The following is an 18,587-nucleotide window of genomic DNA, read 5'->3' on the forward strand; positions in this document are numbered from 1 at the left end:
CCCACGACTTTCGTCGAGCGGCAGTCGGGCAAATGGCGAACGTCGGCGTGCACCGCACCTTGCACGAATTGTGGGAGCACGCGGTGCGGCGGAACCGGCACCGCACCGCGCTGGTCGCCGGCGGCGAAGTCCTTTCCTACGACGAGGTGAACACCCGGGCGAACCGGCTGGCGCGGCTGCTGGCCGACCACGGTGCCGGGCCCGAACGCGTGGTGGCGCTGGCGCTGCCGCGGTCCGCGGCGATGGTGACGAGCGTGCTGGCCGTGGCGAAGGCCGGGGCGGCCTTCCTGCCCGCCGATCTCGCGTACCCGGCCGAGCGGGTCGCGCACATGCTGGCCGACGCCGCACCCGTGGTGGTGTGCACGACGCGCGCCGGCGCCGCGACCCTCCCCGAAACCGGGGTGCCGCTGGTGGTCCTCGGCGACGAGGGCCCGGCCGGAGCGCTGGAGAAGCGCGCCGGTACCGACCTGACCGACGGCGAGCGCACCGGCGAAGTCTCCGCGGCGAACCTGGCCTACGTCATCTACACGTCCGGCTCGACGGGCCGGCCCAAGGGCGTCGCGGTGACCCACGCCGGGCTGGCCGGGCTGGCGAGCGCGAAGGTCGCGGCGATGCGGGTCACCGACGACAGCCGGGTCCTGCAGTTCGCGTCCCCGAGCTTCGACGCGTTCCTGACCGAGCTCCTGTCCGCGTTCACGGCCGGGGCCGCGCTGGTCGTCCCGTCGGCCCCGACGCTGGCCGGCGAGGTGCTCAAGGCGGCGCTGCTGGACGGGCGCGTCACGCACGCGGTCCTGCCGCCGGCGGCGGTCGCGACACTGGCGCCGGAGGACTTCCCCGAGCTGCGGACGCTCGTCGTCGCGGGGGAGTCGTGCCCGCCGGACCTCGTCGCACGGTGGGCGCCGCACCTGCGGCTGCTCAACGCCTACGGGCCGACCGAGGCCACCGTGTGCGCCACCATGACCGCGCCGCTCTCGGCGGGCGAGCCGGTGACCATCGGCACCCCGATCGCCGGCGTCTCGGTGTACGTCCTCGACGCCGAGCTGCGGCCGGTGCCGGCCGGGGAGATCGGCGAGCTGTACCTCGGCGGCGCCGGGCTGGCGCGGGGCTACCTCGGCCGGCCCGCGCTGACCGCCGAACGGTTCGTCGCCGACCCGTTTTCGGCGGCGGGCGCCCGGATGTACCGCACCGGCGACCTCGCCTCGCGCCGCCCCGACGGCGCCTTCGTGTTCCACGGCCGCGTCGACGACCAGGTCAAGCTCCGCGGGTTCCGCATCGAGCTCGGCGAAGTCGAGGCCGTGCTGACCCGCCACCCCGGCGTCGCCCAGGCCGCCGCGGTGGTCCGGGACGACGGGGCCGGCGGCCGGCAGCTGGTCGTGCACGTGGTCCCGACCGGCGGGAGCGCGCCTTCGCCGGACGAGCTGCGCGCGCACGCGCTGCGGTACCTGCCCGACCACATGGTCCCGGCCGCCTACCCGGCGCTGGCGGAGATGCCGTTGTCGCCCAACGGAAAGGTCGACCGGACCGCGCTCCTCGAGCGGGAGGTCCGGCCACGGCCGGCCGGCCGGCCGCCGGAGACCTCCGCGGAGAAGGCGATCTTCTCGATCTTCCGCGAGCTGTTCGAGGGCGCGCCGATCGACGTCGGCAGCAACTTCTTCGAGCTCGGCGGGACCAGCATCCTCGCCATCGACGTGATCCTGCGCGCGCAGGAGGCCGGCCTGGAGCTCTCGCCGCGCAGCGTCATCGACCACCCGACCATCGAGGCGCTGGCCGCCGCAGCCCGGAGCGAAGCATGACGACCCGGCCGATCGCCGACCCCGGCGCGCTCGACGACCTCGACCTGGCGTCGCCGACGCTGCACGCCGAGTACGAACTGGGCGAGGTGTGGCGCCACCTGCGCGCCCACGACCCCGTCCACTGGCAGCCGCCGCGCGGCGAGCAGCGCGGGTTCTGGGTGATCACCCGGTACGCCGACGTCAACCAGGTGTACCAGGACAAGGCGCACTTCGGGACCGAGAACGGCAACGCGCTGGCCACGCTGCTGCACGGCGGGGACTCGGCGTCGGGGGCGATGCTCGCGGTGACCGACGGCGAGCGCCACGACAAGGTCCGCGGCGTGCTGAAGAAGGGCTTCTCCCGGCGGATGCTCGACCTGATCGGGCATTCCCTGCAGGAGACCGTCGACGGGTTGCTGCGCGACGCGCTCGAAAAGGGGGAGTGCGACGCCGCGCGCGACGTCTCGTCCAACGTCCCGCTCGGGGCGATCTGCGATCTGCTGGAGATCCCCGGAGACGACCGCAAGTACCTGCTCGACCTGACCGCGCACGCGTGGAGCTCGGACTACGCCGACGAGCCGCCCGAGGAGAGCTGGGTCGCCAAGAACGAGATCCTGCTGTACTTCAGCCGGCTGGCCAAGGCCCGCCGCGGCGCGACCGGCGACGACATGGTCACGCTGCTCGCCAACTGCCACATCGACGGGATGCCGCTCAACCAGGCCGAGCTGATGGCGAACTGCTACGGCCTGATGATCGGCGGCGACGAAACCGGCCGGCACGCGATCACCGGCACGATCCTGGCCCTGATCGAGAACCCCGGCCAGTGGCGGGCGCTCAAGAACGGCGACGTCGACCTGGCCACCGCGACCGAGGAAGCCCTGCGGTGGACGGTGCCGTCCCTGCACGGCGGCCGGACGGCGACCGCGGACGTCGTCGTCGGCGGCCGGGAGATCAAGGCCGGGGACGTGGTCAGCGTGTGGATCTCCTCGGCCAACCGGGACGAGACCGTGTTCGCCGGCCCGGACCGGTTCGACCTCGCCCGGACCCCGAACCAGCACTTCACCTTCGCCTACGGGTCGCACTACTGCCTCGGGCACTACCTGGGGCGGATGGAGGTCCGCGCGGTGCTCGACGGGCTGCGCCGGCTGGTGTCCGAAGTGGAGCAGACCGGCGACGAGAAGTGGATCTACTCCAGCATCCTGCACGGGATGAGCTCCCTGCCGGTCAAGTTCACCGCATGAGCGAGCTCGCGAGCGAATCATCCAACACTGCGCCGGCCGCTCAGGCCGCGCCGAGCGTCAGCGAGGGGTGCGCATGAGCGAGCTCGCGGAGTGCGCCGGCGCCGGCGCGGCGGTGGCCGTCGTCACCGGCGCGGCGCGCGGGATCGGTGCGGTGACCGCGGAACTGCTCGCGGCCTGGGGCGTCGCGGTCGTCGCCGTCGACCGCGACGAGGGCGAGCTCGCCGGCACGGTGGCCGCGCTCGGCGGTTCCGGCACGGGCATCGGCTGCGACGTCACCTCGGCCGACCAGGTGACGAGCATGGTGCGCCGGGCCGTGAGCGCGTTCGGGCACGTCGACGTCCTGGTGAACTGCGCCGGCGTGACCCGCGACCGGTTGCTGCTCACCATGACCGACGAGGAGTGGGACGCCACGGTCGACGTCAACCTCGGCGGCACGATCCGCTGCTCGCGCGTCGTCGGCGAGCACATGAAGCGGCGGCGGTCCGGGCACATCGTCAACTTCAGCTCCGTCGCCGCCGACGGCAACGCGGGCCAGGCGAACTACGCGACGGCGAAGGCGGCCATCACCGGCTTCACCCGGGCGCTCGCGGCGGAGCTCGGCCCGTTCGGCGTCACCGTCAACGCCGTCGCGCCGGGCTTCGTCGCGACGGCGATGGTGGACGACCTGGCCGACCGCCTCAACGTCGACCGGCAGGCCTTCCTCGACCGGGCGGGCGCGGCGACCGCGCTCGGCCGGGTCGCCTCGGCCGCGGACATCGCGGGTGTCGTGGCGTTCCTCGCCGGCCCGCGGTCGGGCTACGTCACCGGGCAGACCGTCTACGCGACGGGCGGCGACCGGTGATCGCCGGGTTCGGGTAGCCGGCCCGCGACGTGGTCGCGCAGCCGGTCGAGCACGTCGAGCAGGGCGGCGCGCTCGGCGTCGCCGAGGATGCCGAACGTCAGCTCGGCGTGCGCTTCGTGCAGGGCCTGGATCTCGCTCAGGTGCTCGTGGCCTTGGCGGTGATCTCGAGCCGGGTCGAGCGGCGGTCGCCGGGATCGTGGCACCGCTCGAGCAGGCCTTCGTCCTCCAGCCCGTCCACCAGGGACGTGATGGAGCGGCCGGTGACGCCGAGGCGGTCCTTGAGGTCGCCCATCCGCGGCCGGCCGGCCTCGTCGACGGCGAGCATCAGCAACACCCGGGACGGGGACCAGCCCCGCTGCTGGTAGGGCTGCCCGGCGAACCGGCGCAGCGCGTGCGTGGTGCGCATGATCGCGTCGCCCAGCTGTGCTCCGGTCGGCGGGGCCGCCGGTGGTTTGTCGCTTGACACCCCCCGACTGTACCGGTAATCCTGACAAGCGCAACTAACTCTGTCCGGATTGAAACTAATTTCAGGAGTGCGTGCATGGAAGCAACGGGGACGAGCACGGGCCCGCCGGGGACCGTCTCGCCGGTGAAGAAGAAAGCGTGGTTCAGCCGCAACTACAAGTTGCAGATGACGGGCGCGATCATCTCGGCACTGGGCACGTCCGCCGCGCCGGTCGCGATGGCCTTCGCGATCCTCGACACCGGCGGCTCGGGGACCGCGGTCGGCCTGGTGTCGGCGGCGGGCACGGTGCCCGCGGTGCTGTTCTTCGTGATCGGCGGGGTGGTGGCCGACCGGCTGCCGCGGCACCTGGTCATCGTCGCCACGAACCTGGTCAGCACCGTGGCGCAGGGGCTGTTCGCCCTGGTGGTGTTCCTGGATTCGATCAAGCTCTGGGAGCTGGTCGCGTTCTCGGCCGCCAACGGGCTCGCGATGGCCTTCCGCATGCCGGCCACCGAAGGCCTGCTGATGCGCAGCGTCGGCCGGGAGAACGCCAGCAGGGCGTTCGCCATCTTCCGAACCGGCCTCAACGGCGCCCAGGTCGCCGGGGCCGCGCTCGGCGGCGTGCTGGTGTCCGCCTTCGGGCCGGGCTGGGTGCTCGCCATCGACTCGGCCACGTTCGCCCTGACGTCGCTGCTCGCCTTCGCGATGCAGGCGGAGGGGAAGCTGCGCAAGCGGGAAGGCATGATCACCGAGCTGCGCGAAGGCTGGACCGAGTTCTCCAGCCGCAAGTGGCTGTGGACCGTGACCGTGCAGTTCGGCATCGTCAACGCCCTCGGGGTCGGGGCGTTCACGGTGCTCGGCGCGGTGGCGTCGGATCGGCAGCTCAACGGCGCGAGCGACTGGGGTTTCATTCTTTCGTGTGACGCGGTCGGCATGATCCTCGGCGGGTTGCTGATGGTGAAGCTGCGGCCGCAGCGGCTGCTGGTCTCCGGCGTCTGCGGCGCGGTGCTGCTCGCGTTGCCGCTGGCGGCGTTCGCGGCCGGCGCGCCCCTGCTGGTGATCTGCGCGGCGTCGCTGTTCGGCGGGCTCGGCGTGGAAATCTTCACCGTCAACTGGATGACCACGCTGCGGCAGGAGATCCCGCACGAGAAGTTCTCGCGCATCGCCGCCTACGAGGCGCTGTGCTCGTTCGGCCTCACGCCGCTCGGCGCGGCCGGCGCGGGTCCGGCGGCCGACAAGTTCGGTCTCGGCCGGACGCTGTGGTTCGCGAGCGGGGCGATCGTCGTCACCACCGCGATGGTGCTGGCCTCGGCCGAGGTGCGGAAGATCAAGCGCGCCCCGGACGACGGCACCCGGGGGCCCGGCGGGCCGTTCGGCGGTCCGGGTGGGCCTGGCGGTCCGGGTGGGCCCGGTGGCCCCGGCGGCCCGGGGGGACTTGGAGGCCCCGGTGGGCCGCCGCCCGGACCGCGCTGACCGCCGCGAGCCGGGTGGGTGGTTGCGTTGTCGTGAGTGTTCAGGGTGGTTCCAACCGCCCTGAACACTCACGACAACTGCGGCAGGGCGGGAAGGCGGGCTTGTGCTCGGCTTCGCCGCACCAGTCACAACCCGGATAGCTTTACTTTCGTCTATCCGGATTGCGTGTAGCCTGGGCGCGTGTCGAGGGAAAAGACGGAGGGGCCGCCGACCGGGGCGCAGCTGGCCGATGCGCTGATGCGCACCACCCACGCGTTGCGCCGGTTCGCCGGGCAGCCGTACCAGCAGCGGGGCTGGTCGACCTCGAGGGTGCTGCTGATGCTGGCCGTCGACGAGGCCGGCACCCCGCGGATGGGCGAGCTGAAGGACCGGCTGGGCGTCACGGGCCGGTCGATCACGTCCCTGGTGGACGGTCTGGAGGAGGAAGGGCTGCTCAAGCGGTGCGACGATCCCGGTGACCGGCGGTCGATCCGGCTCGAGATCACCGCGAAGGGCCACGAGCACCTGGGCGAGATCAAGGCGCTGCACGACGCCCACGCGGAGCTGACGTTCGGCATCCTCACCGACGCCGAACGCACCGCGCTGGTCGACGTGCTCGGCCGGCTGCGCGACCACGTCGCCGGCCGGTCGTCCGAACCCGACCGGTAAAAACGCGCCGACAATTCCCGACCGGCAGAAAACTCGCGTTAACCACTATTCCCGTTGCTCGCGGAAATGATTTGTGCTCATGATGTCGGCATGGTTGATTCGAGCACGATCACGGCCGATCTTTCCGATCCGGAATTCCTGCAGAACCCTTATCCGGCACTGGCCCGGCTCCGCCGCGAATCCCCGGTCGCGCGCGTCCGGACGGCGTTCGGGTTCGACGCCTGGCTGCTGACGAAGTACGAGCTCGTCCGGGACGCGCTCGCCGACCCGCGGCTGGTCCGCAACGTGCCGGGAGAGGTCGATCCGATCCGGCAGGGAACCCCGGGCGGCGGCGCGGCGGTGGCCGGCCGCGACTTCGTCCCGCCCAGCGTCCTGGACACCTTCGACCCGCCGGAGCACACGCGGCTGCGCGCGCTCGTCCAGCCGGCGTTCACCACCCACCGGATCGACGCGATCGCCGACCGGATCGAGACGGTGGTCGCGCCCCTGGTCGACGAGCTCGCCGAGACACCGGAGTGGGACGTCATCCCGCGGATCGCCTACCGCCTGCCACTGGCGGTGATCGGCGACATGCTCGGCGCGCCGCCGGGCGCCGACGTCGAGCTGACCCGGATCACCGCCGGCCTGCTCGCGGAGGACACCGACGAGGACAGCTTCATGGCCCACCGCGTCGCGCTGCATTCACTGCGCGACTACCTGCTCGCGCTGATCGCCGAGAAGCGCCGGCAGCCGGGTCCGGACCTGACGAGCGCCCTGGCCGCGGCCGTGCCGGCGTCGGACGAGGTGGCCGGGTACGAGGTGGTTTCGTTGCTGGTCAACATCGTCGTGGCCGGCTACGTGACCACGGGCAACATGATCGGCACCGGGATGGCGGCTCTGCTGACGCACCCGGACCAGCTCGCCCTGCTCCGCGCAGACCGCGGGCACATCGCGTCGGCGGTGGAGGAGTTCGGCCGCATCGAGGCGCCGTTCACGTCGGTGCTGGCTTTCGCGGCGGAGGACCTGGCCTACGGAGAGGTCGCGATCCAGCGCGGTGACGCGGTGATCTCCTCGCTCACGGCGGCGAACCGCGACCCCGCCCGCTTCCCCGACCCCGACCGGTTCGACATCACCCGCGCGGACCAGGGGCAGCTCGCGTACAGCCGAGGTATCCACCGCTGCCTCGGCAGCCACCTCGCCCGCGTGGAGCTGGCGGTGTTCCTGCGGCTGCTGCTCGACCGCTTTCCGGTGCTGGAGCTGGGTTGCGCCCCGGAGGACCTGCGGTGGCGGGCCATCGGCGAGATCAGGGGACTGCGGGCCGTGCCGGTTCGCACGGCCTGAGCGAGGCTTCGTTTTCGCGGTGCCGAGGCGCGGTTTGCGGGTCGCGCGGCTTGCGCGGGTTGCGCCGTGCTCGCGGCGAATCGGCGGCCTGGCCGCAAGCCGGGCCCGGCCGTGCGGCGTGAGTGGCCGCGAGTCGTGTCCGGCCGGGCCCGGCCGTGCGGCGTGAGTGGTCTTCGCCTCCGCGGCGCCCGGCGCGAGCCGTGCCCGGGCGCCGCGGTCCGAGGCGGGCTACACCTCCCCGGCGTGGATCGGCCGCCGGGCCCGCAGGCCGGTCCAGGTCCGCTCGACGTACTCGAGCGCGGACTGCCGGTCGGCGGGCCCGGTCGCGATTCGCCAGCCGGCCGGCACTTCGGCGAACCCCGGCCACAGCGCGTGCTCGCTCGCGGCGTTGACCAGGACCAGGTAACGACCGTCCTGGTCCTCGAACGGGTTGGTTCCCACGAAAATCCCTCCACCCGAAGAAGTTCTAAGCACCGACCAGGCCCTCGTCCGCCACCGGGGCGAGGGCGTTGGCGCGGCGGACCGCGACGCGGTCGACCTTTCCCGCCGTGCTGACCGGAAACCGCGGCCAGCGCACGAACCTGACCGGCGCGTGCGTCGGCGTCATGTGCCGGGACACGTGGTCCCGCAGCTCGGCGAAGCTCAGAGGGCTGTCCTCGGCCAGCACCACGCCGGCGTGCAGCTCCTCCACGAGGTCCGCGCGGCGGTGGCCGTACACGCACGCGTCGACGACGCCGGGGTGGCCCACGAGCACCTTTTCGACCTCCGTCGGCGCGATCTTCGTGTCGTGCACCTTGACCACGTCGTTCATCCGGCCGAACAGCCGCAGGTAGCCGGCGGCGTCGAAACTGCCGTAGTCGCCGGTGCGCACCCAGCCGTCGCGCAGCACCGCCGCCGTCAGCTCCGGGTCGGCCGCGTAGCCGCGCATGCCGTACGGGCTGCGCACCGTCACTTCGCCGACCTCGCCGACCCCGACTTCCCGGCCGGTCTCCGGATCCCGGATGACCACGGCGATGTCGGGCCGCGGCCGGCCGACGGTCGTGCGCAGCGCGGGATCGCCGTGGCCGTCGGCGGGCAGCATGGCGATCGGGCCGGCTTCCGTTGTCCCGTAAGCGAAGTGCAGGACTCCCGGGAACACCGCGAGGGCCTGCTCGATGCGCTCCGGCGACGCCGGGCAGCCTCCGTAAAGCAGTCCTCGCAACGACGACAGGTCCGCCGTGCGCGCGGCGGGGTGGCCCGCCAGCTCGTAGAGGAGCGGCACGCCGATGAACGTGTCCGTGATCCGGTGCTTCGCGATGTCCCGCAGGAACGGTTCCGGCTCGAACCGTTCGCGCAGCAGCACGCTGCCGCCGGAGGCGATCGCCACGTCGGCCAGGACGCCGCCGGTGTGGCTGGCCGCACTCACCACCAGGAAGTGCTTCGGTTCGTCCGCGCCGGCCAGCACGAGGTCGTTCCACGCGGCCCAGGTCTTGTGCACGCCCTTGGGGCGGCCCGTGCTGCCGCTGGTGTAGATCACCGTGGAGCACCCGGGCGCCCGGGGCTCGAACTCCATCCGGAGGTGGCCGAGCGGCCGGCCGTCCACGGTCACCGTGTCGCGGATCGGCCGGCCCACCCCGCACAGGTGCGGCTTTTCCGGCAGCAGCGCGGTGATCTTCGCGACCCGGCTCGCGTTCGCGTCGTCGAACACCACGAACGACGCGCCGGTCTCGCGGATCATGCGCGCCCGGGCCGCGACCGAGAGCTCGTGCGTCACCGTCCCGTGGTTGGCGCCGCTGATGTGCACGACGACGGCGCCGAGCAGGTGCGCGGCGTACCGCGCTACCAGCATCCACGGGCTGTTCACCGCGGTCAGGATCGCCACCGTGTCGCCGGCTCCGGCGCCGGCCTCGTGCAGCGCCGACGCGACCCGCAGCACCGCGTAGCGCACTTCGGCGGCGGTGAACGTCTCGTCGCGCCAGCGGAGGACCGGCCGGTAGCCGTCCCCGGACAGTTCGGCGAGGATGCGCGCGACGTAGTGCCCGGGCGCGGCCGGCTCAGTGGCTGACATGGCTGTCCCACTTCCCGTTGGAGGTCTGGAGCTGCTGCCGGTCGAGGCCGCGGGGCGGGCGCGACCAGCCCGCGACGTAGGTGCCCTGCCCGGTGATCGCGCTCGCCCGGTCGTCGACCAGGAACTCCGCCACGTGCGCGACGCCCGCGGAGTAGGGCTCGGCGCCGTCGCCGGCCGGGCGCAGGCGCGGGCGGGGGTTCGCGGCGCAGGCCAGCGGCGCGATGTAGTTCGCGGTGATGCCGAACGCGGCCAGCTCGACCGCGAGGGTCCGGGTGAAGCCGATCAGGCCGGACAGCACGGTCTGCGCGTCGCGCCACTCGTCGTCCCCGGTGCCGGTGGCCAGGCCGACGGTGATGACCCGGCCCCACTTCCGGCGCGCCATGGGCGCGGTGGTGGCGCGGCAGCAGACGAACAGCGAGCGCAGCCGGCGCCGGACCGTGCCGATGTGGTGCTCGAGCGACGGCGACCGCTCGGCCGGGACACCCAGCGGGACGCCGGCGACGAGCACGGCCGGGCCGCCGAGCTCGGACCCGACCGTGCGGATCGCGCTCTCGAACGACGTGCTGTCGGCGCAGTCGGCTTCGAGCGCGACGCACTGCCGTCCGGCCCGCGCGATCTGCCGCGCGGTCTCTTCGAAGCCCGTGAGGTCGGTGTCGACCAGCGCGACGTCGAACCCGCCGCGGGCGAGCCGGACCGCGGCCGCCGGGCCGACGTCGTCGTTCGCGCCGGCGATGACGGCGACCCGGGTCACCGGGCGCCCGGCTGCTGCGTGGTGCGTCGCATGGCGATTCTTCCTGCTCGTTCGAATGCCGAACCGTGCTTTCCGGCCCAAGCTAAGCAATGCCCCGCGAATCGGACCATGCGGTTCCGGTGGAAAGAAGAAAGGGCCGACCGGCAGTTTTCCGGCAGATGCCCCGATTCAGTGGCCGGGAAAGTCCGGTGGTCCGCATCCTGGGGAAAGTGGTGTGCGAATAACGGCCGCGCCGACCAGAGGAGTCCTTCGTTGCGAGTACTGTTCACCACCCTGTCCGGCGTCGGTCACCTGTTCCCGATGGTGCCGCTGGCCCAGGCGTTGCGGGAGGCCGGGCACTCCGTGCTCGTCGCGAGTGACGACGGGTTCGCCCCGGCCGTGCGGGAGATGGGCCTGCCGGCCACCGCCGTGCTGCCCCCGAGTGACGTGTCCACGCTGCTGAAACCGCCCACGGGCATCCCCTTCGGCCGGTTCGACCCGCGACGGGCGGCCGAGGGCAGCGGACGGCGGTGCGGCGAAGCGGCCGTGCGGGCGCTGCCGGCCGTGCGGCGGCTGGTGGCGGAGTGGCACCCGGACCTGGTGGTCTCCGAGCCCATGGAGCTGGCCGGCCCGGTCGCCGCGACGGAAGCCGGCGTGCCGTGGGTGCGGCACCACTGGGGGCTGTTCCCGCCGGAAGGCATCCTGGCCGCCGCGACCGCGTCGCTGGCGGACGCCGGGCTGCCGCCGCTGGCCGAGCCCGTGCGCACGCTCGACATCTGCCCGGGCGGCCTGCAGTTCCCGGCGGAGGTGCCGGTGACCCCGATGCGGTACGTCCCGTTCCACCGGCCGGCCGACGCACCCGCCTGGCTGACCGGCGGCGGGTCGCGCGTGTGCCTGACGATGGGGACCATGCTGCCCCGGCGGGAACCGGAGGTCGCCCCGCTGTGGCGGCGGCTGCTGGAGGAGTTCCTCGGGCTCGGCCACGAGGTGGTCATCGCCATCGACCCGAAGGACCGCCCGGTGCTCGGCGACCTGCCCGACGGCGTGCGGGCGGGCTGGGTGCCGCTGGCCGTCCTGCTGCCGACGTGCACGGCGATCGTGCACCACGGCGGCATGGGCAGCTCGCTGACGGCGGCGACGTGCGGCGTGCCCCAGCTGATCGTCCCGCACTTCGGCGACCAGTTCCGCAACGCCGGCCGCATCACCGAGGTCGGCGCGGCCCTCAGCCTGGCCCGGACCACGGAGGACCCGGCGGAGATCGCCGCGGCCGCCGCCGCGGTCACCGGCTCGGCGGCGCTCAGGGAGATTTCCCAGCTGCTGGCGGCGGAGAACGCGCTCCGGCCCAGCCCGGCCGAGGTGGCCGCCCAGCTGGCCGAGCCCGCGACGACGCGGACGACGTGAACCCGGGTGCGATGCCCGGCTGCCGGGCGTCGCACCGCCGCTCGCGGTGACCGGCCTGGCCGGCAATGAGGGGAAGCGGCGGCGATGTCGCGGCCGGTCCCCTGTGGAGCCCGGCCGCGAGCGACCGCGACCGGTCCACCCGGCGCGCAAGTGCGGAACAGCGGCGCCGTCCCGATTCGGCCGGACCCGATCGCGCCACCGGCGAGGCCGGGCCGTTTCACCGGGGGAGCGGGGGTTCGTCGGCCGGGCGAGCGAGCGCTGTCCGGTAGCGCTGTTTCACCGGGGGAGCGCGGGTTCGTCGGCCGGACGAGCGAACGCCGCCCGGCAGCGCCGTTTCACCGGGGCAGCGCGGGCTCGCCGGCCGGCACGTACCGATCGAGCAAAGTGGACAGATAGCCCGGCCCGAAGCCGAACCCCTCCACGGCGGGCACCAGCCGCCGCAGGCGGTCCAGGCTGACCACCGGGGTGCTCGCCGGCCGGTGCACCACCCGCTTCTCGACCGTGGTGCCGAGCCGGGTCGCGATGCCGTCGATGATGCGCTCGACCGGCGCCGGTACCCCGGACGCCACGTTCACCACCGTGTCGCGCACCCCGGCACCCAGCAGGCCGTCCAGCGCGGCGAGGGCGTGGCGGACGTCCACCAGGTCCCGCGAGACGCCGCGGCGCACGAGCACCGAACCGGACCGGACCTGGGCGACCAACGCCGGCAGCAGCTGGTGCTCGCGCTGGCCCGCGCCGACGAGGTTGCTCAGCCGCAGGGTCAGCCAGCCGGCGCCGCTGGCCGCCAGCACCGTTTCCAGCGCCAGCTTGTGACGGCCGTACGCCGAAGTGGGGAACACCGGCCCGGTCTCGGTGCCCGGGGACGGCGTCCCGTACAGCACCGGCGACGCCGTCGAGAAGAACACCACCAGCCGGCCGCGGTCCCGGCACTCGAGCGCGACGCGGTGCAGCAGCCCGGCTTCGCGGTCGAACTCGGCCGCCGAGTCCACGATCGTGCTCGACACGCCGGCCGCGATCGCCGTGACGCCCGGGTGCCGGTCGCCGAAGTGCGCGCGCAGGTGGGTCGCCAGGAAACCGCCGCCGATCACCTGCATCGCGGCCGGGTGCTCACGTCAGCGCCCGCAGCGCCGCGACCAGCGTCCGGGCCTGGACGTTGAGGTAGTGGCGGTGCTGCAGCAGCACGGTCAGCTGGCTCAGCGTCAGCCACTGGAACTGCCCGTCCGGCCGGACGGAGAAACCGTCGTCGACCTCGAGGATCACGTACCGGCTCCGGGCGTCGTAGAACCGGCCGCCCTCCTCGGAAAGCTCGACGTCGAACCAGGTCCGCTCCGGCCGCCGGGCGCGCACCAGATCCACGTACGGCGGCCGGCTTCCGGGCGGCAGGTGCCGGTAGTTCTCCGGCACGCACTGCACCGTGGGCGCCAGCTCGACGACGTCGAGGTAACCGGGCTCGACCCGGGCGTTGATCAGGGCGTGCACCACCCCGTCGAACCGCTTGACCAGCAGCGCGACGACGCCGGTCCCGTGCGGTTCGAGCAACGGCTGCTGCCAGGAGTCGACCTCCCGGCAGCCGGCCCGCACGTCCACGGCCACGACGCTGAAGAACCGGCCCGACTCGTGGGCGATGGCGTCGTCCGTCCGGTGCCAGCGCTCGATCTCGCGCAGCGGCACCGGTTCGGTGGCCAGCTCGTGCTCGGTGTGCATCCGGGTGATCCAGCTGAGCACTTCCGCCGTCGTGTGCAGGCCGCCCGCGGTGTCGGCCGCGGCCGGCAGGCAGGACAGCACCGTCCGGGCGTCCATGTTGACCACGTTGTCCAGCAGCAGCAGGCGGTGCAGCTGCCCGAGGGTGAGCCACTGGAAGTCGTCACCGGACTCGACCTCGGGACCGACCTCCACGACCATGTTCCGGTTGCGCTTGCGGTAGAACCAGGCGCCCTGCTCGGACTGCAGGACGTCGGCGATGACCTGCCGGGGGTCGGCCTCGGCGAAGTGGTCCAGGTGGGGCACGACCCGGCCGCCGTGCACCCGGGTGTAGTTGCTGCGGGTCGCCTGGACCGTCGGCGCGAGCTGCAGCCCGTTCGGGTTGCCCGGCTCCGCCTTGGCCTGCATCAGGCAGTGGAGCACGCCGCCGATCTCGCGGACGGCGATGCCCAGGATGCCGATCTCGGGCTGGTGGATGATGGGCTGGGACCACTCGCGCACCGGCCCGAAGTCGCTGCGCACCCGCAGGCCCCCGACCGAGAAGAACCGGCCGCTGGCGTGCGCGAGGTCGCCGGTGCCGGGGTCGAAACCCCAGCTGCCCAGCTCGGCGAAGGGGATCCGCCGCACCTCCTGGACGTGGTGCGGCCGCCGGCTTTCCAGCCACGCCAGCACTTCCCGGTGGGTCAGCACCCCGTCGACCGTCGCGGCGGACTCGGCGATGCGCCGGGGCAGCGCGGCGTCGGTGTGGCGCAGCAGCCCGGTGGACGTGGCCGTCGGCATTCGGTTCCTTCCGTTACGCCAGCAGGACCGGCAGTTCGGCGAGCCCGCGGAACGCGGGGATCTCGACCCCGAGCCACGGCACCTGCGCGGCGGGCACGGCGAGCCGCGTCCCCGGGAAGCGCTTGAACAGCGTCGACAACGCGATCTGCGCTTCCATCCGGGCCAGCGGCGCGCCGAGGCAGTAGTGCGCGCCGTGGCCGAAGCCGAGGTGACCGCTGGTGCCGCGCCCGAAGTCGACGTCGTCCGGCTCGGCGAAGCGGGCCGGGTCCCGGTTGGCCGCGGCGATCGCGATCTGCACGAGCGCGCCCTGGGGGATGACCTCGTCGCCGATGCGGAGCTCCTCGGTGGCGTACCGGAAGGTCGCGTTCTCGGCCGGTCCGTCGAAGCGCAGCAGCTCCTCGACCGCGTCCGCCACCAGCTCCGGCCGGGCGATCAGCTCGGCCGCCCGTTCCGGGCGTTCCAGCAGGTGGAAGATCGAGTTGCCGATCAGGTTGCCGGTGGTCTCGTGGCCGGCGAACAGCAGCAGCCAGGCCGACGACACGAGCTCCCGCTCGTCGAGCCGGTCGTCTTCGCGGGCGCTCACCAGCGAGCCGATCAGGTCGTCGCCCCGCTCGACGCGCTTGCGGGCGATGAGGTCCACCAGGAACTCGTGCAGCTTGCCTTCGGCCTCCTGCTGGGCGGTCGTCGACTCCTCGTCGAACCCGGTGTGCGCGACCGTCGCCGACCACCGCTGCACGTCCGCCCGCTCTGCTTCCGGCACCCCCAGCAGCTCGCAGATCACCGTGATCGGCAGGGGGAAGCTGAACCGGTCCATCAGGTCGACCGGCTCGCCCAGGGGGATGCCGTCGAGCAGCTCGTCGGTGATCGCCTGCACCCGCGGCCGCAGCGCTTCGACCCGGCGCGGGGTGAAGGCCAGGTTGACCAGCCGCCGGAGCCGGGTGTGCTTCTCGCCGTCGGAGTTGATCATGTTGTCGTCGAGGTGCACCGAGCTGTCGCCGAAGATGGCGGTGTAGGCGTCCCACGCGCCGTACATGTCCTTGCTGAGCCGGGGATCGGCGAGCGCGGCCCGGGCGTCTTCGTAGCGGGTGACGACGTAGGTCGGGAACCCGTGCGGCGCCGTCACCGGGCACGCCGCGGCCGACTCGCGCAGCCGGGCGTAGGTCGGGTACGGGTCCCGCCGGAAGTCCGCCGTGAACATCTCCGAAACGGGGCTGCTGCCCGCGATGTCCGTCATCCGAGGGCTCCCTTCGCGTCGAACCGGACCGGCAGCTCGTAGACCGAGCGCAGCAGCAACCCCGAACGCCAGCGCAGCTCGGCCGGCTCGACGGCCAGCCGCAGGCCGGGCAGCCGGCGCACCACGGCCGACAGCCCGGCGGTGCTCACCATCTGGCCCACCTTCTGGCCGAGGCAGTTGTGCGTGCCGATGCCGAACGCGATGTTGAGCTCGCCCTCCCGCGTCACGTCGAGCCGTTCGGGCTCGTCGTAGTGCCGGGGATCCCGGTGCGCGGCGGTGATCACCGGGCACACGACCGAGCCCTTCGGGATCACCTCTTCGCCGTAGTGCAGGTCCTTGGCGGCGAAGCGGAACGTCGCCGTCTGGGTCCCGCTGTCGTAGCGCAGCAGCTCGTTGACGGCGTTGTCCATCAGCTCCGGCCGGGCCCGCAGCAGCTCCAGCTGGTCCGGGTGGGTGAGCAGCGAGTGCAACGCGGTCCCCAGGAAGGCGGTCACCGAGTCGACGCCGGACAGCACCATTGTGACGACCATGGCGAGCAACTCCGGCTCGGTCATCTCGTCGCGGTCGCGGGCCCGGACGAGGTCGCTGATCACGTCGTCGCCCAGCTGCTCGCGGCGCAGCCGGATCACCTCGAGCACGAGGTCGCGGATCTCGTACTTGATCCGGTCGAAGTCGTCGGAGTGGTGCTGGTAGCTGGGGCTGGTCAGGTTGCGGCCGAGCTCGCGCAGCCGGGCCCAGTCGGCCGGTGGCAGCACGTGCACCCCGACCAGCTCGCCGATGATCCCGTCGGCCAGCGGCGAGGCGTACCCCTCGATCAGCTCGGCCTCGCCGTCGGCGGCGAACTTGTCGATCAGCTCGTCGGCGAGCCGTTCCGCGGGCTCCTGGAGCGAACGCGCCTGGCGCGGCGTCATGTTCTTCGCGATCACGCGGCGCAGCCGGGTGTGCTCGGGCGGGTCGAGCATGGACAGGTTGCGGTGGAACGGTTTCAGCTCCGGGTCCATCAGCTGGTGCGCCGCGAGCGAGCCCTCGGTGACGGAGCTGCGGTCCTTGACGAGGTCGGGGTCGATCAGCGCCGCGCGGACGTCGTCGTAGCGCGTGAGGAACCAGAGCCGGTTCAGGCCGCCGGGGTAGAACCGCTGGGAGACCCCGTCCTCCTCCCGCATGTGCTCGTAGGTGGCGTGCGGACAGGCCACGAACTCGGGGCTGAAGAGCTCGGGCACCGCGTCCTGCTGGGTCATCGGCTTTCCTCGTCGGTGAAGGTGACGGGCAGTTCGCGGACGGCGCGCAGCAGGATGCCGGGCCGCCAGTCGAGGGTGTCGGGCGGCGCGGCGAGCGCCAGGCCGGGGAGCCGGCGCAGCACGGTCTCGAGCGTGATCCGCGTCAGCATCCGGCCGAGCTCCGCGCCGAGGCAGTTGTGGATGCCGTGCCCGAGCGCGACGTGGTGCTTGGCGTCCCGGGTGATGTCCAGCCGGTCGGGGTCGGGGAACTGCTCGGGGTCGCGGTTGGCCGCGGCCAGGGTCAGCGCGACGACCGCGCCGCGGGGGATCACCGTGCCGCCGAGCTCGACGTCTTCGCTGGTGAACCGGAACGACGCGGTCTGCATGGCGCCGTCGAACCGCAGCAGCTCCTCGACCGCGCCGTCCATCAGCTCGGGGCGCGACCGCAGCAGCTCCAGCTGACCGGGGTCGAGCAGCAGTGCGAGCAGGGCGTTGCCGAGGAAGGCGGCGGTGGTGTCCATGCCGCCGAGGACCAGGGTGACCACCAGGCCGAAGAGCTGGTCGTCGGAGAGCTCGCCGCGATCGGTGGCCGCGATCAACGCGCTGAACACGTCCGGCCCGGGGTTTTCGCGGCGCCGCGCGATCAGGACGTCGACCATCGCCTTGATCTCGAACTTGATCGCGTCGTAGTCGACGGTCGTCGCGCTGTTGTCCGGGGTGGTCAGCCGGTTGCCCAGCACCCGCAGCCGGTTCCAGTCGAACCCGGGCCAGTCCTCCTCGGGCCGGGAGCCGAGCATGCCGCCGATGATGTGGTAGCAGAGCGGAACGGCGAGGTCGCCGACGAGCTCCGCCTTCCCGTCCGGCCGGAACTCGGCGACGAGCTGGTCGGCGTAGGCCGCCGCCTTGTCCGCCATCGCCCGGATGCGGCGCGGGGTGAACTCCTTGGCCACCAGCCGGCGCAACGTGGTGTGCTCCGGCGGGTCCAGCATGATCAGCGTCCGGTGGAACGCGGCCAGCTCGGGGTTTCCCCGCCCCTTGGCCAGCCCGCCCGTCGACACGGATTCGCGGCTCTTGCGGAAACGCGGGTCGCGGAACGCCGCGCGGACGTCCTCGTAGCGGGAGACGAACCACACCTGCATGCGCTCGCCGGCGTACCGCTTGCACACCACCGGTTCGTTTTCCCGGAGCGCCCGGTACGTGGGGTAGGGATTTGCGGTGAACTCTTCGCTGAACAATGCGGGAGCGTCTGTTTTCGGCATGGTCACCTCGAGTGGCCTGACGGGAAAGAAAAGTGAACTCGACGTCACCGCCGACCATATTGGCTCGCCAGGGGCCCGGCACCTGAGAGAACGGCAGCAGTGTTCCGGCGGTTTCGCGGCGCTCTCGGGCCAACTTGGATAAAACGGACTTAGGCGACATCAGTGCCTTGACAACATGTCAGACGCGTTGATAGACAAACTCATATCTTCCGAACGAGACCCTCCGAGGGTGCGCCATATGGAGATCGCCAGTCGGCCTCAGCCATCCGACGCCGCCCAGCCGCGTGCGCGCCACCCCGAGCGACCCGGTCAGCGGGACGTGACTCCGGATTCCCCCTCATGCGCCGCCGGGTTCCGGCCGGCCGCCGAACAGGAGCTGCGTGGCCGTTCGCCGACGGCAGCTTGATCCTTGCTCTGTCCGGCCGCTCCGGGCACTCTCGGTGCCGAGGTCCGGTGAACAGAATTCCACGACGTGATC

At 72.6% G+C, this 18,587-nt stretch carries 17 protein-coding genes; 7 read left to right on the plus strand and 10 right to left on the minus strand.

Going from position 1 to position 18,587, the window contains the following annotated elements; translation table 11 throughout:
- Window positions 1-32: 32 nt before the first annotated feature.
- The 3 genes from QSK39_RS52425 (at window position 33) to QSK39_RS52435 (ending at window position 3,854) form a co-directional block, all read left to right on the plus strand.
- Window positions 33-1,793 carry an amino acid adenylation domain-containing protein gene (locus tag QSK39_RS52425; RefSeq protein WP_285485353.1) on the plus strand — a complete coding sequence of 587 codons (1,761 nt, stop codon included), beginning with the start codon at window positions 33-35 and terminating at the stop codon, window positions 1,791-1,793.
- A complete protein-coding gene (locus QSK39_RS52430; RefSeq protein ID WP_285485354.1) occupies window positions 1,790-3,013 on the plus strand; it encodes a cytochrome P450 in 1,224 nt (407 codons plus the stop codon). The genes QSK39_RS52425 and QSK39_RS52430 overlap by 4 nt, the downstream gene beginning before the upstream one ends.
- Window positions 3,014-3,086: 73 nt before the next feature.
- Window positions 3,087-3,854 (plus strand): SDR family oxidoreductase, encoded by a 768-nt coding sequence (locus tag QSK39_RS52435; RefSeq protein WP_285485355.1) that lies wholly within the window; start codon window positions 3,087-3,089, stop codon window positions 3,852-3,854.
- Here QSK39_RS52435 and QSK39_RS52440 read toward each other — a convergent pair.
- Both QSK39_RS52440 and QSK39_RS52445 read right to left on the minus strand, forming a co-directional pair.
- Window positions 3,830-4,057 (minus strand): hypothetical protein, encoded by a 228-nt coding sequence (locus QSK39_RS52440; protein WP_285485356.1) that lies wholly within the window; start codon window positions 4,055-4,057, stop codon window positions 3,830-3,832. The two genes, QSK39_RS52435 and QSK39_RS52440, sit on opposite strands and share 25 nt — an antisense overlap.
- Complete coding sequence (locus QSK39_RS52445; RefSeq protein ID WP_285485357.1) at window positions 3,991-4,320, minus strand: MarR family winged helix-turn-helix transcriptional regulator; 330 nt, start codon at window positions 4,318-4,320, stop codon at window positions 3,991-3,993. The genes QSK39_RS52440 and QSK39_RS52445 overlap by 67 nt, the downstream gene beginning before the upstream one ends.
- A gap of 75 nt (window positions 4,321-4,395) precedes the next feature.
- On the opposite strand from QSK39_RS52445, the gene QSK39_RS52450 reads away from it, so the two are divergent.
- The 3 genes from QSK39_RS52450 to QSK39_RS52460 all read left to right on the plus strand — a co-directional run bounded on the left by QSK39_RS52450 (window position 4,396) and on the right by QSK39_RS52460 (window position 7,740).
- Entirely contained in the window at window positions 4,396-5,772 is a 1,377-nt protein-coding gene (locus QSK39_RS52450) for an MFS transporter (RefSeq protein WP_285485358.1), read from the plus strand.
- Window positions 5,773-5,952: 180 nt separating this feature from the next.
- On the plus strand, window positions 5,953-6,420 hold the full coding sequence (locus tag QSK39_RS52455) for a MarR family winged helix-turn-helix transcriptional regulator (RefSeq protein WP_285485359.1): 468 nt from the start codon (window positions 5,953-5,955) through the stop codon (window positions 6,418-6,420).
- 90 nt (window positions 6,421-6,510) lie between these two features.
- Window positions 6,511-7,740 carry a cytochrome P450 gene (locus tag QSK39_RS52460; protein ID WP_285485360.1) on the plus strand — a complete coding sequence of 410 codons (1,230 nt, stop codon included), beginning with the start codon at window positions 6,511-6,513 and terminating at the stop codon, window positions 7,738-7,740.
- A 228-nt stretch (window positions 7,741-7,968) separates the two neighbouring features.
- On the opposite strand, the gene QSK39_RS52465 is transcribed toward QSK39_RS52460, so the two are convergent.
- The 3 genes from QSK39_RS52465 to QSK39_RS52475 are packed head-to-tail and all read right to left on the minus strand — an operon-like array spanning window position 7,969 to window position 10,538.
- Window positions 7,969-8,181, minus strand: a complete 213-nt coding sequence (locus QSK39_RS52465) for an MbtH family protein (RefSeq protein ID WP_285485361.1) — start codon at window positions 8,179-8,181, stop codon at window positions 7,969-7,971.
- 25 nt (window positions 8,182-8,206) lie between these two features.
- Window positions 8,207-9,787, minus strand: a complete 1,581-nt coding sequence (locus tag QSK39_RS52470) for a class I adenylate-forming enzyme family protein (RefSeq protein ID WP_285485362.1) — start codon at window positions 9,785-9,787, stop codon at window positions 8,207-8,209.
- Window positions 9,774-10,538, minus strand: coding sequence for an SDR family NAD(P)-dependent oxidoreductase (locus QSK39_RS52475; protein ID WP_285485363.1), 765 nt, complete (start codon window positions 10,536-10,538; stop codon window positions 9,774-9,776). Before QSK39_RS52475 ends, QSK39_RS52470 begins: the two co-directional genes overlap by 14 nt.
- Window positions 10,539-10,790: 252 nt before the next feature.
- Between QSK39_RS52475 and QSK39_RS52480 the strand changes: the two genes are divergently transcribed.
- Window positions 10,791-11,918 carry a nucleotide disphospho-sugar-binding domain-containing protein gene (locus QSK39_RS52480; RefSeq protein WP_285485364.1) on the plus strand — a complete coding sequence of 376 codons (1,128 nt, stop codon included), beginning with the start codon at window positions 10,791-10,793 and terminating at the stop codon, window positions 11,916-11,918.
- A 335-nt stretch (window positions 11,919-12,253) separates the two neighbouring features.
- Here QSK39_RS52480 and QSK39_RS52485 read toward each other — a convergent pair whose 3' ends face one another.
- The 5 genes from QSK39_RS52485 to QSK39_RS52505 are packed head-to-tail and all read right to left on the minus strand — an operon-like array spanning window position 12,254 to window position 18,109.
- Window positions 12,254-13,012 carry an NAD-dependent epimerase/dehydratase family protein gene (locus tag QSK39_RS52485; protein ID WP_285485365.1) on the minus strand — a complete coding sequence of 253 codons (759 nt, stop codon included), beginning with the start codon at window positions 13,010-13,012 and terminating at the stop codon, window positions 12,254-12,256.
- 13 nt (window positions 13,013-13,025) lie between these two features.
- On the minus strand, window positions 13,026-14,399 hold the full coding sequence (locus QSK39_RS52490) for an NDP-hexose 2,3-dehydratase family protein (RefSeq protein ID WP_285485366.1): 1,374 nt from the start codon (window positions 14,397-14,399) through the stop codon (window positions 13,026-13,028).
- Window positions 14,400-14,412: 13 nt separating this feature from the next.
- On the minus strand, window positions 14,413-15,633 hold the full coding sequence (locus QSK39_RS52495; protein WP_285485367.1) for a cytochrome P450 family protein: 1,221 nt from the start codon (window positions 15,631-15,633) through the stop codon (window positions 14,413-14,415).
- Window positions 15,630-16,871: a cytochrome P450 gene (locus QSK39_RS52500; protein WP_285485368.1), complete on the minus strand. Its 1,242-nt coding sequence runs from the start codon at window positions 16,869-16,871 to the stop codon at window positions 15,630-15,632. Before QSK39_RS52500 ends, QSK39_RS52495 begins: the two co-directional genes overlap by 4 nt.
- A complete protein-coding gene (locus QSK39_RS52505) occupies window positions 16,868-18,109 on the minus strand; it encodes a cytochrome P450 (RefSeq protein WP_285485369.1) in 1,242 nt (413 codons plus the stop codon). Before QSK39_RS52505 ends, QSK39_RS52500 begins: the two co-directional genes overlap by 4 nt.
- Window positions 18,110-18,587 lie beyond the last annotated feature (478 nt).

Source organism: Amycolatopsis sp. NBRC 101858, assembly GCF_030269325.1.
Taxonomy (GTDB): Bacteria; Actinomycetota; Actinomycetes; order Mycobacteriales; family Pseudonocardiaceae; genus Amycolatopsis; species Amycolatopsis ponsaeliensis.

Bases quoted from the DNA above. Each gene is read 5' to 3' on its own strand.
- QSK39_RS52425 (WP_285485353.1), top strand. From the start codon at position 33: ATGGCGAACGTCGGCGTGCACCGCACCTTGCACGAATTGTGGGAGCAC.
- QSK39_RS52430 (WP_285485354.1), top strand. From the start codon at position 1,790: ATGACGACCCGGCCGATCGCCGACCCCGGCGCGCTCGACGACCTCGAC.
- QSK39_RS52435 (WP_285485355.1), top strand. From the start codon at position 3,087: ATGAGCGAGCTCGCGGAGTGCGCCGGCGCCGGCGCGGCGGTGGCCGTC.
- QSK39_RS52450 (WP_285485358.1), top strand. From the start codon at position 4,396: ATGGAAGCAACGGGGACGAGCACGGGCCCGCCGGGGACCGTCTCGCCG.
- QSK39_RS52460 (WP_285485360.1), top strand. From the start codon at position 6,511: ATGGTTGATTCGAGCACGATCACGGCCGATCTTTCCGATCCGGAATTC.
- QSK39_RS52470 (WP_285485362.1), bottom strand. From the start codon at position 9,787: ATGTCAGCCACTGAGCCGGCCGCGCCCGGGCACTACGTCGCGCGCATC.
- QSK39_RS52485 (WP_285485365.1), bottom strand. From the start codon at position 13,012: ATGCAGGTGATCGGCGGCGGTTTCCTGGCGACCCACCTGCGCGCGCAC.
- QSK39_RS52490 (WP_285485366.1), bottom strand. From the start codon at position 14,399: ATGCCGACGGCCACGTCCACCGGGCTGCTGCGCCACACCGACGCCGCG.
- QSK39_RS52495 (WP_285485367.1), bottom strand. From the start codon at position 15,633: ATGACGGACATCGCGGGCAGCAGCCCCGTTTCGGAGATGTTCACGGCG.
- QSK39_RS52500 (WP_285485368.1), bottom strand. From the start codon at position 16,871: ATGACCCAGCAGGACGCGGTGCCCGAGCTCTTCAGCCCCGAGTTCGTG.
- QSK39_RS52505 (WP_285485369.1), bottom strand. From the start codon at position 18,109: ATGCCGAAAACAGACGCTCCCGCATTGTTCAGCGAAGAGTTCACCGCA.